This window comes from Bradyrhizobium sp. SZCCHNRI3043, assembly GCF_032377735.1.
GTDB lineage: Bacteria > Pseudomonadota > Alphaproteobacteria > Rhizobiales > Xanthobacteraceae > Bradyrhizobium.
In genome coordinates, this window is the sequence record NZ_JAUHID010000004.1 from 83473 (window position 1) to 98337 (window position 14865).

At 66.1% G+C, this 14865-nt stretch carries 16 protein-coding genes; 12 read left to right on the forward strand and 4 right to left on the reverse strand.

What is annotated here, in order from left to right:
- Positions 1-158: 158 nt before the first annotated feature.
- The 3 genes from QX124_RS11440 to QX124_RS11450 all read left to right on the forward strand — a co-directional run bounded on the left by QX124_RS11440 (position 159) and on the right by QX124_RS11450 (position 2216).
- Positions 159-476, forward strand: coding sequence for a hypothetical protein (locus QX124_RS11440; protein ID WP_315715027.1), 318 nt, complete (start codon positions 159-161; stop codon positions 474-476).
- A 184-nt stretch (positions 477-660) separates the two neighbouring features.
- Positions 661-1317, forward strand: coding sequence for a peptide-methionine (S)-S-oxide reductase MsrA (gene msrA, locus QX124_RS11445; RefSeq protein WP_315797206.1), 657 nt, complete (start codon positions 661-663; stop codon positions 1315-1317).
- Between the two features lie 182 nt (positions 1318-1499).
- Positions 1500-2216, forward strand: a complete 717-nt coding sequence (locus QX124_RS11450; RefSeq protein WP_315797207.1) for a polysaccharide biosynthesis/export family protein — start codon at positions 1500-1502, stop codon at positions 2214-2216.
- A 161-nt stretch (positions 2217-2377) separates the two neighbouring features.
- Here the strand turns inward: QX124_RS11450 and QX124_RS11455 are convergent, their stop codons facing one another.
- Positions 2378-3049, reverse strand: a complete 672-nt coding sequence (locus tag QX124_RS11455; RefSeq protein ID WP_315735508.1) for a dienelactone hydrolase family protein — start codon at positions 3047-3049, stop codon at positions 2378-2380.
- Positions 3050-3081: 32 nt separating this feature from the next.
- Positions 3082-3396, reverse strand: a complete 315-nt coding sequence (locus tag QX124_RS11460) for a hypothetical protein (protein ID WP_409997690.1) — start codon at positions 3394-3396, stop codon at positions 3082-3084.
- Positions 3397-3695: 299 nt separating this feature from the next.
- Between QX124_RS11460 and QX124_RS11465 the strand changes: the two genes are divergently transcribed.
- From QX124_RS11465 to QX124_RS11475, 3 genes are all read left to right on the forward strand, one after another.
- The gene (locus QX124_RS11465; protein WP_315735504.1) at positions 3696-4184 is read left to right on the forward strand and encodes a (2Fe-2S)-binding protein; all 489 of its coding nucleotides are present in this window, start codon (positions 3696-3698) and stop codon (positions 4182-4184) included.
- Positions 4181-6463 (forward strand): xanthine dehydrogenase family protein molybdopterin-binding subunit, encoded by a 2283-nt coding sequence (locus QX124_RS11470; protein WP_315797208.1) that lies wholly within the window; start codon positions 4181-4183, stop codon positions 6461-6463. The genes QX124_RS11465 and QX124_RS11470 overlap by 4 nt, the downstream gene beginning before the upstream one ends.
- Before the next feature lie 218 nt (positions 6464-6681).
- Complete coding sequence (locus tag QX124_RS11475) at positions 6682-7791, forward strand: HD-GYP domain-containing protein (protein WP_315735500.1); 1110 nt, start codon at positions 6682-6684, stop codon at positions 7789-7791.
- Positions 7792-7813: 22 nt separating this feature from the next.
- Here the strand turns inward: QX124_RS11475 and QX124_RS11480 are convergent, their stop codons facing one another.
- A complete protein-coding gene (locus QX124_RS11480) occupies positions 7814-9388 on the reverse strand; it encodes an AMP-binding protein (protein ID WP_315797209.1) in 1575 nt (524 codons plus the stop codon).
- Between the two features lie 155 nt (positions 9389-9543).
- On the opposite strand from QX124_RS11480, the gene QX124_RS11485 reads away from it, so the two are divergent.
- Positions 9544-10368, forward strand: coding sequence for an RnfABCDGE type electron transport complex subunit D (locus QX124_RS11485; RefSeq protein ID WP_315797210.1), 825 nt, complete (start codon positions 9544-9546; stop codon positions 10366-10368).
- Positions 10365-11693 carry a DUF2330 domain-containing protein gene (locus tag QX124_RS11490; protein ID WP_315797211.1) on the forward strand — a complete coding sequence of 443 codons (1329 nt, stop codon included), beginning with the start codon at positions 10365-10367 and terminating at the stop codon, positions 11691-11693. The genes QX124_RS11485 and QX124_RS11490 overlap by 4 nt, the downstream gene beginning before the upstream one ends.
- Positions 11694-11711: 18 nt before the next feature.
- Here the strand turns inward: QX124_RS11490 and QX124_RS11495 are convergent, their stop codons facing one another.
- Complete coding sequence (locus tag QX124_RS11495) at positions 11712-12122, reverse strand: VOC family protein (RefSeq protein WP_315775782.1); 411 nt, start codon at positions 12120-12122, stop codon at positions 11712-11714.
- 112 nt (positions 12123-12234) lie between these two features.
- On the opposite strand from QX124_RS11495, the gene QX124_RS11500 reads away from it, so the two are divergent.
- The 4 genes from QX124_RS11500 (at position 12235) to QX124_RS11515 (ending at position 14830) form a co-directional block, all read left to right on the forward strand.
- Positions 12235-13209: a tripartite tricarboxylate transporter substrate binding protein gene (locus QX124_RS11500; protein WP_315773292.1), complete on the forward strand. Its 975-nt coding sequence runs from the start codon at positions 12235-12237 to the stop codon at positions 13207-13209.
- 201 nt (positions 13210-13410) lie between these two features.
- Positions 13411-13704: a DUF3551 domain-containing protein gene (locus QX124_RS11505; RefSeq protein ID WP_315784342.1), complete on the forward strand. Its 294-nt coding sequence runs from the start codon at positions 13411-13413 to the stop codon at positions 13702-13704.
- A 141-nt stretch (positions 13705-13845) separates the two neighbouring features.
- Complete coding sequence (locus QX124_RS11510) at positions 13846-14463, forward strand: hypothetical protein (RefSeq protein WP_315735485.1); 618 nt, start codon at positions 13846-13848, stop codon at positions 14461-14463.
- On the forward strand, positions 14450-14830 hold the full coding sequence (locus QX124_RS11515; protein ID WP_315735483.1) for a transcriptional regulator: 381 nt from the start codon (positions 14450-14452) through the stop codon (positions 14828-14830). The genes QX124_RS11510 and QX124_RS11515 overlap by 14 nt, the downstream gene beginning before the upstream one ends.
- Positions 14831-14865: the final 35 nt, after the last annotated feature.

Consider the following 14865-nt stretch of genomic DNA (forward strand, 5'->3'; position numbering starts at 1 on the left):
AGGGGCAGGCCTGGCGAGCGTCAACGGTCTCGGAGCGCCCCGCCGCGGCTGGAATCGGCCAAAACCCGGTTCTAAGCCCCTGACGAGGTTGAATTTCTGCGGGGCCCCCGCTATGGCCTTGCTGCCCGAGAGGGCGTGCGAGAGAGGGCAGGTGAGGCATGATCCGCGGTTTTTTCCGTCTGGTGGGGCTGTTGCTGCTGGCCGGAAGCTTCATCTTCCTGGTCTATGACGGCGCGCGCTGGGTGGCCGACCAGACCCTGCAGTTCACCCGGTTCGGCCAGCTCTGGAACGACGTCCACCAGGCGAGCCAAGCCGCCTTCAAGGCCTGGATCGAGGCCAAGGCCCCGTTCTTGTGGGAGTGGATCGTCAAGGTGTTTTTGGACCAGCCGGTGTTTGCGGTGCTTGGCCTGCTCGGAATCCTGCTGATGCTGCTGTTCCGGCCGCGCAAGCCGCTGATCGGCTATGGGCGCGACTGAGCGCGGCGGTTCGTCTCGCCGCGCCGGCAGCAGTACTGGATTCCGCTCGGAGCGCGACGCGGGAACCGCTGGCGCGGCGTAACGGCGCTACTGCTCGTCCCGTAGAGCCCTATATATTCCCCTGACAAGAGGTCATCGCGCCGTGGGCCGTCCCGCGGGCGCTGGCCATGAGCGGAGACATCCCATGTTCTTCATGCGCAAAGCCCCTGCCATGCCGTCTGCCGCCGAGGCGCTGCCCGGCCGCGCCCTGCCGATCCCGACCGCCGCGACGCATTTCGTCAACGGTCGCCGCCTGTTGCCGCCCTATCCGGACGGCCTCGAGCAGGCCGTGTTCGGGCTCGGCTGCTTCTGGGGCGCGGAGCGCAAGTTCTGGCAGCTCGGTGACGGCATCCACGTCACCGCCGTCGGCTATGCCGGAGGCCATACGCCGAACCCGACCTACGAGGAGGTGTGCTCGGGGCAGACGGCGCATACGGAGGTCGTGCTGGTGGTGTTCGATCCCAAGATCATGTCCTACGAGCGCCTCTTGAAGACGTTCTGGGAGAGCCACGACCCGACCCAGGGCATGCGTCAGGGCAACGACGTCGGCACGCAATATCGCTCGGCGATCTACACGTTCAGCGATGCGCAGCGCGACGCGGCCGAGGCGTCGAAGGCGGCCTACGAGTCGGCGCTGCGCGCCAAGGGGCTCGGAGCGATTACGACCGAGATCGTCCCGGCGGGGCCGTTCTATTTCGCCGAGGATTATCACCAGCAGTACCTGGCCAAGAATCCGGCCGGATATTGCGGCCTCGGCGGCACTGGCGTCGCGTGCCCGATCGGTGTCGGCGTGAGCGCATAGGTCCGGCCGAGCGCGCCCGATCACCGTGACCATCGGATCCCTCTCCCACGCCGTGGGAGGGGGATTTTTTTCCGGGCCGCTTTCACCGCGGCCCGTTTGCGACGGGGGGACCACACGCGCCAACGGTTTGTTAACCTTAACCGCGCATGACTAGCGCACATCCTCATTCAAGGATTGTTCGAGTGCGCGCGTTGTTTGTTCCGGTCATTACCGTCCTGTCCGCGATCCTGTTGTCGGGCTGCATGCAGACGATCTCCCCCGTCGCTGCCGTCCAGCCGCAGAGCGATCTCGACGCGATGGCCTATGGAACGCCTTCCACCGGCCCGGTTGCCGCCACCGGGCAGGGTGGAGCGATTCCTACGTTGCGCAACTCGTTCGCTGCCGCCACCCGCGCAGACGCCCATGTCGTTCCCGCCGGCTATGCGCCGGCGCGCCGCGACTCCGCCTATCATCTCGATGCCGGCGACAAGCTGCGCGTCGTCGTCTACGGCCAGGAGGGCCTGACCAACACCTATGCGATCGATGCGTCCGGATCGATCACGATGCCGCTGATCGGCAGCGTGCCGGCGCGCGGCCGCACCACCGCCGGCCTCGCCGCCGAGATCACCGCCAAGCTGCGCAACGGCTACATCCGCGAGCCCTCGGTGGCGGTCGAGATCGAAGCCTATCGCCCGTTCTTCATCCTCGGCGAGGTGCAGGCGCCCGGCCAATACCCCTACGTGCCCAACATGACGGTGGAGAGCGCGATCGCGATCGCCGGCGGCTTCTCGCCTCGGGCGCGGCGCGACGTCGTCACCCTGACCCACACCGATGCATCCGGCGCCGCGCGCTATGAGGTGCCGCTCGGCACCTCGCTCAAGCCGGGCGACACCATCCAGGTCGGCGAGCGCTGGTTCTGACCTCCATAGGAATCGCTGCACGCTCGCGATGACGCGCGGCGCAGAACGATGCGCCCCCCTCTTCTTTCGTCGTTGCGAGCGAGGCGAAGCAATCCAGAGTCGCACGCGACGCTCTGGATTGCTTCGTCGCTTCGCTCCTCGCAATGACGGTGGTGCGGTGATCAGCGCAGATGCTGGGCAAAGAACGCCAGGCTGCGCGTCCAGGCGAGGTCAGCGCTCGGCTGGTCATAGCTGGCACGCTCGTCGCAGCCGAAGCCGTGCTGGGCGCCGGGGTAGATGAAGATCTCGACGTCCGGCCGCTTGGCCTTGATGGTTTCGACGTCGCTCAAGGGAATGCCCGCGTCCTTCTCGCCGAAATGTAGCTGGGTCGGCACCGTCGGCTTGTCGTCGGCGAACCGCGCGACAGCGCCGCCATAATAGCCGACGGCGGCGCGGAGGCCCGACAGCTTGGTCGCAGCCGCATAGGCGATGCTGCCGCCGAGGCAGAAGCCGATGATGCCGACCGGCCCGACATTCTTCACGACGTCGATTGCGGCCTGGGTGTCGCGCAAAAAGGCCGCCCAATCCGGATTGGCGACGAACTTGCGCGCGACCGCGATCTCGTCGGGCGAATAGCCTGAGGTGAAGCCGGGCTCGACGCGGTCGAAGATCGCCGGCGCGATCGCAACGTAACCCTCGGCGGCGAGGCGGTCGCAGACGTTGCGGATGTGATGGTTGACACCGAAGATCTCCTGGATGACGACCAGCGCGCCCTTTGCAGTTCCGGTCGGATCGGCGCGGTAGGCGCCGAGCTGGAAGCCATCAGATGCCGTCAGCTTGATGTCTTGTCCCACGTTCTGTCCTCTTTGCGGTCGTCAGGCGCGTGTCAGCGCCACATCCAATTGGTGCCGTAGTCCTCTTTCCAGCCGGTCAGCCGTCCCCTGCGGAACTTCAGGTAGAGGCGGTGATGGTGCGAGACCAGTCCGCTGCCGCCGAGATTGCGCAGTGCCAGAAAGGTCTCGTTGCCGGGCGTGCCGTTCAGATAGATCAACGGCTGCTCCAGCACGCGCGATGTCTCACCGACATCCATGCCGAAGGCAAGCGGCGTGACGTTGGATGACGTCGCTGTGAAAGGCGCGTCGGCGACGCCCAGCGTCTGCCCTGCCGCGGCAGGGGGAACGGCCGACAGGCTCGGCAGCATGGCCGCAGCCAGGCACAGCGTCATACGTGCGGATGGTCTCATGGGCTGAAATCTCCTTTCGCTGTCGGCGTTGGCTGCACCTCTTCCTAGCGTGCCCGGCGCCATCAGCCCAGCATCGTTCGCGCTGCACAACGTAAAATGCCAATTCAATTCGCAAGCCGGCGGTCAAATCCCGTTGCGTCGTCGTGGCAACGCGATCATTCTTATGATGGCTGGCATCTATCCGGTGGGTCCCAGCGAATCGATAAAACCGAACTTCGCCCTAAGCGAAGTCGCACGCCGGGCGGGGAAGAAACCAAATGCCCAATCTCACCATCAACGGGCGGACCATGTCCGTCGACGCGGCGCATGACACGCCGCTGCTATGGGTCATCCGCGAGCAGTTGCAGATGACCGGCACCAAGTTCGGCTGCGGCGCCGGGCTGTGCGGCGCCTGCACCGTGCATGTCAACGGCGAGGCGGTGCGCTCGTGCCAGACCATGGTCGGCGACGTCGCGAACAAGAAGATCACCACCATCGAGGGGCTGTCGCAGAAGGGCGATCATCCGTTGCAGAAGGCGTGGATCGCCGAGCAGGTGCCGCAATGCGGCTACTGCCAGTCCGGCCAGATCATGCAGGCGGCCTCGCTGCTCGCCAAGACCACGAGCCCGACCAAGGAGGAGATCGTCGCGCATATGGACGGCAATCTCTGCCGCTGCATGACCTATTCGCGGATTCAGAAGGCGATCCAGCGCGCCGCGTCCGAGATGCGCACCGCGTCCAACACGAGCGACCGGAGGGCGACATGAACCAGCATGTGAAAGCATCGCCGACGATGGCCACCGATCTCAGCCGCCGCTCCTTCCTGGTCGGCACCGCCGCCACCGGCCTCGTGCTCGGCTATGCCGGGCTGCCTGGTCACGCGCTCGCAGCAGCGGCACCTGCGAACTTCGAGCCCAGCGTGTGGTACGCGATTGCGCCGGATGGCATCGTGACCGTGACCTGCGGCAAGGCCGACATGGGCCAGCACATTGCGTCGACCATGGCGCAGATCGTCTGCGAGGAGCTCGGCGCCGCCTGGAAGGACATGCGGGTCCAACTCGCCTCCAACGATCCGAAGTACAACGATCCCGTGCTCGGCGCCCAGATCACCGGCGGCAGCTGGAGCACGATGATGAACTTCGACGCCATGAGCCGCGCCGGCGCCGCCGGCCGCATCGCGCTCACCGAGGCGGCCGCGACCGCGATGGGCGTGCCGGCAAAGGAGCTCGTGGTGCGCGACAGCGTTGTCATGCATCCGAAATCGAAGAAGCAGATGACCTATGCCGAGATCGTCAAGAGCGGCAAGATCACCAAGAGCTTCTCAGCCGACGAGTTGAAGGCGCTGACGCTCAAGACGCCCGATCAGTACACGATGATCGGCGTCTCGGTGCCACAGCTCGACATCCCCTCCAAGACCAACGGCACGGCGAAATATGGCATCGATACGATGCTGCCGGGCATGGTCTACGGCAAGGTCGTCACGCCGCCGGTGCGCTTCGGCGCGACGGTCACGGCGGTCGACGACTCCGAGGCCAAGAAGGTGCCGGGCTTCATCAAGGCAGTGACGCTCGACGACAAGACCGGCTCGACCTCGGGCTGGGTGGTCGCGGTCGCCAATACCTATGCCAACGCCAGAAAGGCGGCGGACGCGCTCAAGATCAGCTACGACAAGGGCCCGTATGCCAATGTCAGCACCGACACCATCATCACCGAGGCGATGCGGCTGCAGGCGCAGGACGACGCCGGGCAGTTCTTCGTCAAGGACGGCGATGCCACGGCGGCTTTGTCGGGCGCGGCCAAGGTGCTGGAGGCGGAGTACACCACCAGCATCAACATCCATGCGCCGCTGGAGCCGATGAACGCGACCGCCGAGTTCAAGGGCGACATCCTGCACATCTACACCGGCAATCAGTTCGCGACCCGCTCCGGCGCGATCGCGGCGGCTGCGGCCGGGATCGATCCGAAATACGTCGTGATGCACCAGGCCTGGCTCGGCGGCGGCTTCGGCCGCAGGCTCGATGCCGACATGATGGTACCGGCGGTGCAGGCGGCCAAGGCGGTCGGCAAGCCGGTCAAGGTGATCTACTCCCGCGAGAACGACATGACGATGGACTACTCGCGGCCGCTCACCTACCAGAAGGTCAAGGCGGGCCTCGACAGCAATGGCAAGCTCATCGCCCTGAGCCATGACGTCGTCTCGGCGTGGCCGACGGCGCGCTGGGGCATCCCCGACTTCCTGTCGCCCTCGGTCGACAAGAAGGGGCCGCTCGACTCCTTCACGGTCAACGGTGCCGACTTCTTCTACACGGTGCCCAACCACCATGTGCGCGCGATCAAGAACGAGCTCGCCCACAATGCGACGCCGTCCGGGCAATTGCGCTCGGTGGCGCCGGGTTGGACGTTCTGGGCGGTCGAGAGCATGATCGACGAGATCGCGGTGGCCTCGGGGCAGGACCCGGCGCAGTTCCGCATCGCGCTGCTCGACGGCAAGGGCAAGAACGACGGCGGCGCGCAGCGGCTGCGCAACACGCTGCTGGCGGCGATGGGCCTGTCCGGCTACGGCGCCAAGAAGCTGCCGCCGGGCGAAGGCATGGGCGTGTCCTGCGTGTCGTCGCAGGAGCGCGCCACCGCGAGCTGGACGGCGTGCGTCGCCCATGTCGCGGTTGCCCCTTCGGGGGCGGTCACGGTGAAGAAGCTCACGGTGGCGACCGACGTCGGCACGCAGGTCCATCCCGACAACATCCGCGCCCAGGTCGAGGGCGCGGCGCTGTGGGGCTTGTCGCTCGCGATGTACGAGAAGGCGACCTTGAAGGACGGCGGCATCGAGCAGACCAACTTCGACAGCTACACGCCGCTGAGGATGAGCCAGGTGCCGGAGGTCGCGATCGCCGTGATCGCCAATGGGGAGAAGGCGACCGGCGTCGGCGAGCCCGCGGTGACCGTGGTCGCGCCGGCGCTCGGCAACGCCATCTACAACGCCTGCGGCGCGCGGCTGCGCTCGCTGCCGATCACCGCCGCAGCGGTCAAGGCGGCGATGAAGGCGTAGCGTCGTCGCGAGACCATCGCCGTATCTGGGAACCGCCGGAGCTCGTCTCCGGCGGTTGCTTTTTGCGCCGCAGTCACATCCCCGCGCCGCACGATTTGAACGATTCCCTTAACGTCTCGCTCACCTGAAACGATACAGCTTGAATGATCGGCTTAAGCCGCGACGAACCCGTATGCCGGTAACTTGCATGGGCAGCAAACCGCAGGGGGCGAGCACGTATGAGCGCGACAGCCAAGCAGACCGTGACCCAGACCGCGACCAGGCGCCATCTCCTGCTCGCGTCGGATCGCGGTGACCAGAGCAGCGAGCTGGCGCGCATCCTGCGCTCGGTCGGCGATGTCGACATGATGCCGACCACCGAGATCCCCGAGAACCCCGGCAACCGCTTCTCCGGCGTCATCGTCGACATCAACCTGCGCTCGCCGGAGAGCGTGCAGCGGGTGCGCAAGAAGCTCTCGTCGCGCGCCTATAGCGAGGTGCCCCGCCTGTTCGTGCTCGCCGAGGCGCTGCACCATGCCACCATGCAGGCATGGGCGCTGGGCGCCACCGACACCATCGCGCGTCCGTTCAGCCCCGCGGACGTGCTGCAGCGCATCCGCTCGGCGCTTCCCGCCGACGACGGCTATGACGAGACCGATCGCGGCAAGCTGCTCAATCGCGGCGTCGAGGCGGCGCAGGCCGTCATGGTCAAGATCTTCGAGAAGCTGCCCGCCGGCGTCCAGTTGACGATGGAGGACATCGTCGCGGCCGAGAACAAGATCCTGAAGGCGATCAAGCACTCCTCGCTGCGCGAGTGGATGACCGTGGTCGGCTGCCATCACAACGACACCTATCGGCATTGCCTGTTCGTGACCGGCCTCGCGGTCGGCTTCTCGATTCATCTGGGCATGCGCGACGACGATCAGCGCCGGCTGGTCCGCGCGGCGCTGCTGCACGACGTCGGCAAGGCGTTCATTCCGGTCGCCGTCCTCGACAAGCAGGGCAAGCTGACGGCGGAGGAGATCGCGCTGCTGCGCCAGCATCCGCGCCGCGGCTACGAGGCGCTGTGGCGGCAGGGCGGCTTCCCGCCGGAGATGCTCGACGTGATCCTGCATCACCACGAGTTCCTCGACGGCTCCGGCTATCCCGACGCGCTGCACAACGAGCAGATCAGCGACATCGTGCGCCTCACCACGATCGTCGACATCTACGCCGCGCTGATCGAGCACCGCGCCTATCGACCGGCCTTCACGCATGCGCGCGCGTTTCAGATCATGGAGAACATGGGCCCGAAGCTCGACCAGCAGCTGCTGCAGGCGTTTCGCCCGGTCGCGATGGGCGCGCATTAGGACCGCGTGTCGTAACCTCGGTTCAATCCAGCAACTTGCGCAGCTCGGCCTTTGCGACCTTCTCCAGGGTCGAGCGCGGCATCTCGTCAACCAGCTTCACCTCGCGCGGCACCTTGAAGTCGGCGAGGCCGGCGCGGCAGGCGGCCAGCACCTTCTCGGGCAGCTCCTCGCGCGCGACCCCGACCTGCGGGATGACGAACGCAACCGGCACCTCGTCCAGCATCGGATGCTTCTTGGCGACGACGGCGGTCTCGCGCACGCCGGGCACGGTGATGATCACCTGCTCGATCTCGGACGCCGCGACGTTCTCGCCACCGACCTTGAGCATGTCCTTGGTGCGGTCGCCGAACTTGATGAAGCCGTCGGGCAGGCGCGTGACGCGATCGCCGGTCAGGAAGAAGCCGTCGGCATCGAAGCTCGTGCACGTCGCTTCGGCGTTGTAGAGATATTCAGCGAACAGCGACAGGCCGGGCACGCCCTTGATGGCGAGATTGCCGGTGGCGCCGACCTCGGTCGGCCGGCCGTCATCGTCGGTGATGCGGATGGTGTATTCCGGCGCGGCGCGACCGATCGACATCGGCGCGTTCGGCTGGTCGACCTCGCCGACGATGCCGTGGGTGATGGTCTCGGTCATGCCCCACCAGCCGATGATCTTGATGCCGAACTTGGCGAAGGCGGGCGGCTCGGACACCGCCGTGCCCCACAGCCGGAATTTGTGATGCTTCGGCACCTCCTGGTCGAGCAGCGCCTTCATGCAGAACGGGATGGTCGAGGTCCAGGTGCAGCCGTGCTCGAGCGCCACGCTCCAGAACCGGCTCGCCGAGAAGCGCGGCTGGATCACGCAGGTCGCGCCGACCCAGAGTGTGGCAAGCATCGAATAGGCCAGCGCGTTGGTGTGGAACAGCGGCAAATAGGTCTGGTGCACGTCGCCCTGATGCAGGTCTTCATGAGCGGCGTTGACCTTGGCGCCCCATAGCGCGTTGGCATGCGTCCACAGCACCGCCTTCGGCCGAGACGTCGTGCCCGACGTGTACTGCACGCTGCACGGCGCGAGCGGATCGACCGCGCGCCGCGGCCGGTCGGCGCTGTCGGCAAACAGCGATTCGAAGCGCTCGCCTCGCCCGACGTCCGACGCCTCCGCCTGACCCGGATCGTGCGAGATCACGGCCATCCACTTGAGATCGCGGCAATGCGCCGAGATCATCTCGGCATCGGCCGGCTGGGTGATCGCGGCCACCGCACGGCAATGGTCGGCGAAGTAGCTCATCTCGGCGGCCGCCGAGCGCGTGTTGGTGGTGACGGCGAGCGCGCCGAGCTCGACGCAGGCAAACCAGGCAAGCATCGCCTCGACGCAATTGTCGAGATGGATCAGCACGGCATCGCCGGGCTGGACGCCGCGCTTGACCAATCCTGCAGCCAAAGCACCGACACGTTCGTGAAACGCGCCGTAGGTCCAGCGGCGCGCCGGTGCATCGAACGGCGCGGAGATCAGGAACGGATGGTCGCGCCGGGTCTCGCTGCGCAGCTTCAACAGCCAGGGCACGTCCATGCCGTCGAACGGCGTCACGGTGCCCGCTGCCATCGTCGTTCCCTTCATCTTCGCTCCCGTCGTTCTTGAGTACGGCCTGTCTCCGGCCGCTTCGTTCTCGTCGTCATCTTCTGCCACCTTGCGTCGCTGCGATCAAATCGGGATTGAACCCGTCTCCGTTCGCGGGCGACCAATGGCGCGGCAAGACACGCCCGGAGGTTTGCATGCAGGCCGAGCCACGACCATGGCGGCTGCCCGATGCCCGCTATTTCCAGATCGCGGCATTGGCGACGCTGCTCACGATCAACTTCGCCGTGATCGATTTCGGTGCGCGTCCCGCAGCGAGCGTGATCGCGGTCGCGGCGGCGCTGCTCACGCAGGCGGCCTGCTGCCGCATCTCCGGCGCGCCGCTCGATCTCAAGTCACCATTGATTACCGGCCTGTCGCTCAGCCTGCTGTTGCGCGCCGATGCGCTGTGGCTGCATGCGGCGGCGGCAATGATCGCGATCGGCTCGAAATTCGTGCTGCGCATCGACGGCAAGCACGTGTTCAACCCGGCGGGGCTGGCGATCGTGGTGCTGCTGTTCAGCTCCAAGGGCGTGTGGATCTCGCCCGGCCAATGGGGGACGGAGATCTGGTTCGCGAGCCTCGCCGGCTTCTTCGCGATCCTGGTGCTCAGCGCCTCCCGGCGCGCCGACATCGCAGTCTATTTCTTCGCCAGCCATGCCGCACTGCTGCTGCTGCGCGCCGCCTGGCTCGGCGATCCCCTGGCGATCCCCGTGCATCAGCTGCAGAGCGGCTCGCTGCTGATCTTCACTTTCTTCATGATCTCCGACCCGCGCACCTCGCCGGACTCGCGCGTCGGCCGGCTGCTGTTCGCGCTGAGCGTTGCGGTCGCTGCGTACTACCTCACCTTCGTCCTGCAGATGCGGCCGGCGCTCTACGTGTCGCTGATCGCGCTGTCGCCGCTCACGCTGCTGCTCGACCGACTCGTCCCTGAGACCCGCTTTTCCTGGCGTTCGTCCGTTCCCGAAGGAGTGTCGACATGACCCTGCGTTACAGCAAGCTCTTCCGCACCGGCGTCGCGGCCATCGCGATCCTGGCGAACGCGGCGATGGCGCCGGCGAATGCGTTCTGCGGCTTCTATGTCGCCCAGGCCGACGCGAAGCTGTTCAACCAGTCATCGAAGGTCGTGCTCGCCCGCGATGGCGAGCAGACTGCGATCACGATGGCCAGCGACTTCGAGGGCGACGTGAAGGAGTTCGCGGTGGTCGTCCCCGTGCCGACCTTCATCGAGCGCAAGCAGATCGGCGTGGTCGAGCCGAAGACGATCGACCATCTCGACAAATACACCGCGCCGCGGCTGGTCGAATATCATGATGCCGATCCATGCGCGCCGGTCGTCGTTGCGGCGCGGGCGATGCCGGCGGCGCCGATGATGGCAGGCGCTGTCTATGAGATGGCCCGGCGGAACTATGGCGTCACCGTCGAGGCCAGCTACGACGTCGCCGAATACGACGTGCTGATCCTGTCGGCGCAGGAGAGCGACGGGCTGACGCGCTGGCTGACCGACAACAATTATCGCATTCCGCAGGGCGCGGACGCGGTGCTCGGCAGCTATATCAGGCAGGGCATGCGATTCTTCGTCGCCAAGGTCAATGTCGAGCGGATGAAGAACATCGGCAACGGCACCCTGCGGCCGTTGCAGGTGCGGTACCAGAGTCCCAAGTTCATGGTGCCGCTGCGGCTCGGCACGGTCAACGCCAGGGGACCGCAGGACCTGATCATCTATGCACTCACCAGGAGTGGCCGCATCGAGGCGGCCAATTATCGCACGGTGAAGATCCCATCCGATATCGATGTCCCGCTCTATGTGAAGGACGAGTTCGGGCCGTTCTACAAGGCGCTGTTCGAGCGGGCCGTCGCGCGCGAGAACATGCAGGCGGTGTTCGTCGAATATGCCTGGGATATGGCCTGGTGCGATCCCTGCGCCGCCGACCCCATGAGCAACAAGGAGCTGGTCGAGCTCGGCGCGCGCTGGATCGGCAGCGACGATGACACCGCCTTCAGCCTCCGCCGGGGCGCGGCCGGAGCCAACGCCTTCGTGACCCGGCTGCACGTGCGCTACGATGCGAAGTCCTTCCCCGAGGACATCGTCTTCGCCGAGACCAAGGACCGCAGCAATTTCCAGGGCCGCTATGTCCAGCGCCATCCCTGGCGCGGCGAGGCGTCCTGTGCCGCGGCGAAGACCTACCGGGACAGTCTCGCCGCACGTTTCGCCACGCAGGCGACGGATCTCGCGCAACTGACCGGATGGTCGCGCAGCGAGATCGTCGCGAAAATGGACAAGAGCGGCGAGACCGTGACGAAATGACCTCAGGGCGGCCTCGGCTCAATCCTGATACGAGGAGATCTCGATCAGGCTGCCGTCGGGGTCGCGGCAATATACCGAGCGCAGGGTGCCGCGTGCGCCCTGCTTGGCGACCGGACCTTCCTCGACAGCGATGCCGAGCGCCGTGAGATGCGCCACCACCTCGTCTGGGGTGCTGGCGGTGAGGAAACAGAGGTCGTCGCTGCCGGCCGCTACATGGTCAGCCGTGAACCAGTCGACCTTGTCCGCGTCCTTCGGTCGCACGTTGATCTTCTGGTTCCCGAACAGCAACGACGTGCGCCTCACCTTGCCTTGTCCGGGATCGAACACCTGGACCGTCATGCCCAGCACCTGTTGGTACCACGCCGTCGTGCGGTCGACGTCGGCGACATTGATGACCAGATGATCGAGCGCATCGACCTTGATCGGCATGGGGCTCTTCCCTCCTGATTGGATATCGATCTCGCCGCCATCGCGGCACTCTGTTACAGTCGATCCCGGCGGCTCGTTAGCCGCCGCTCAACGATAATGCCTGAGGAAACGCATGATTTCACGTCGTACCGCGCTTGGTCTGATCGCCTCCGCCGTTCCGTCCATCGCTGCCGTTGGCAAAGCGTCCGCGGCCGACTATCCCACCCGTCCGGTCCGCTTCGTGGTGGGTTATCCTCCGGGTGGCGCGACCGACATCCTGGCGCGGCTGATCGGCCAGCGGCTGTCCGAGGCGCTCGGTCAGCAGTTCATCGTCGAGAACAAGCCGGGCGCCGGCAATAATATCGGCACCGATGCCGTCGTGAACGCGGCGGCCGACGGCCACACCGTGCTGCTGGTCAATCCGGCCAACTACATCAATGCGAGCCTCTACACCAACCTGAAGTTCAATTTCGTTCGCGATATCGCGCCGGTGGCCTCGCTCAACCGCGTCCCCAACGTGATGACCGTCAACAAGGACATCGGGGCCAAGAACGTCGCCGAGTTCATCGCTTACCTGAAGGAGAACCCCGGCAAGGTGAACATGGCCTCGTCCGGCAACGGCACCTCGGTGCATCTGTCGGGCGAGATGTTCATGGCGATGACCGGCACCAAGATGCAGCACGTGCCCTATCGCGGCGCGGCGCCCGCAATCACCGACATGCTCGGCGGCCAGGTGCAGGTCATCTTCGACAACATGCCCTCCATCATCCAGCACATCCGCTCCGGCTCGTTGCGGGCGCTCGGCGTCACCACCCAGCAGCGTTCGCCGCAATTGCCGGACGTCCAGGCCGTCGCCGAGACCGTGCCCGGCTACGAGGCGAGCGCGCTGTTCGGCATCGGCGCGCCGAAGAACACGCCCAAGGAGATCATCGAGAAGCTCAACAAGCAGGTCAACGTCATCCTGGCCGAGCCAGAGATCAAGGCGCGTCTGGTCGACCTCGGCGGCGAGCCGCTGATCCAGTCGCCGGAGCAGTTTGGCGCCCAGATCGTCGCCGAGACCGAGAAGTGGAAGAAGGTCGTCGAGTTCGCCGGCCTGAAGGTCGAATAGGACGAAGCGACGCAATCGCTGGTCGGCCGCCGCAACATGTTCTCGATGCGGCGCCGGCCCGCCAGACGGGAGTCGAGGGCTGAAGGTGACGCGCCGCGCATGCGACACGTCACTGCCTTGGTTGGTGATCCGTTCCGCCGATTTGTCGTTTTTTGACCATGCCGGTGTGGTGCAACCCTCCGGCCAGAAGAGGAACAGATCATGCGCAAGGTGATGATGATGGCAGCCGGCCTCGTCGGCGTTGCACTTGGCGGCGCCGCCGCGCCGGCCTCCGCAGGCGGTTACGACTATCCCTGGTGTGTGCAGGGCCGGGGCGTCGGCTATCCCGGCGACTGCTCCTATCACACCTTCGAGCAGTGCCGGGCGAGCGCCTCTGGGCGCAATGCAGGCTGTGGCATCAATCCGCGCGTCGCGTTCGATCCTGCCCGCCGCGGCCCCTCGGTCTATGTCGACATGCCGCCGCCGCGCCGCGTGCACCGCTATTCGTATTACTGACACCCTCGACCGAACTCGGCACGCGCGGCCGATCGGCTGACGCAGGCGCGCTCCGGGTTCGCGCGGGCTTGCATCGACTTTGCGTTCGTATATACTTTGTATTGCAAAGTTGAATGAGCCGGTCCCGGCTTCAGGTGAGACATGCGCGACCTCGACAAGGCGCTGGCGGACATCATTGCGATCCGCAGCCAGCTTGCGGCGGGCACGGCATTTCGCGGCTACGGGCCGGCGACGATGGCCGCGACCTCGGCCGTTGCGCTGGTCACGGCACTGCTTCAGCAGCTGTTTCTGCGCGACCCGACGGCGGACGCGTGGACGTTCCTGCTCGGATGGGCGGCGGCAGCCTGTGTCTCGCTGACGATGATCTGGTTCGAGATGCGGGCGCGGTCGCGCCGGCATCATTCCGGCCTTGCGGACGCGATGATCCACCAGGCGGTCGAGCAGTTCCTGCCGGCGGGCATCGCTGGCGTGCTGCTCGCGGTGCTCTTGTGGAAGTTCGCGCCGGAGGCGCTGTGGATGCTGCCGGGCCTGTGGCAGATCCTGATGTCGCTCGGCGTGTTTGCGTCGGTGCGCTCGCTGCCGCGCACGGTGGCGCTGGCCGGGGCGTTCTATTTCCTGGCCGGCTTCGCGGTGCTGCTGGTGGGCAGCGCCACGCATGCGCTGTCGCCATGGACGATGGGGCTTCCGTTCGCGATCGGACAGGGGCTGATGGCGGGCATTCTGTATTTTGCGACCGGAGAGTCCGATGTCGAAGACTGACGGCAGCGCGCCGTTCTCCTATGACGGCCTCGATCGCGTCATCCACGAGAAGGCCCGGCTCGGCCTGCTCACCTCGCTGATGGCGCACCCCAAGGGTCTCGCTTTTGCCGACCTCAAGCAGCTCTGCGGGCTGACCGACGGCAATCTGTCGCGGCACCTGCAGGTGCTGCAGGAGGCCGGCCTCGTCGAGGTCACCAAGGGCTATGAGGGCAATCGCCCTCACACCACTTGTCGGCTGACCAAGGCGGGACGCCGCCGCTTCCTCGATTATCTCGCCGTGCTCGAGCGCCTCGTCCGCGACGCCGCGGCCGCGGCCGGCAAGGAGCATACGCCATCGTCGGTCGGCCTGATCCCCGGCCGCGTCTGAATCGCGCATCGCATTTTTTTGACCTGGAGCTTTGC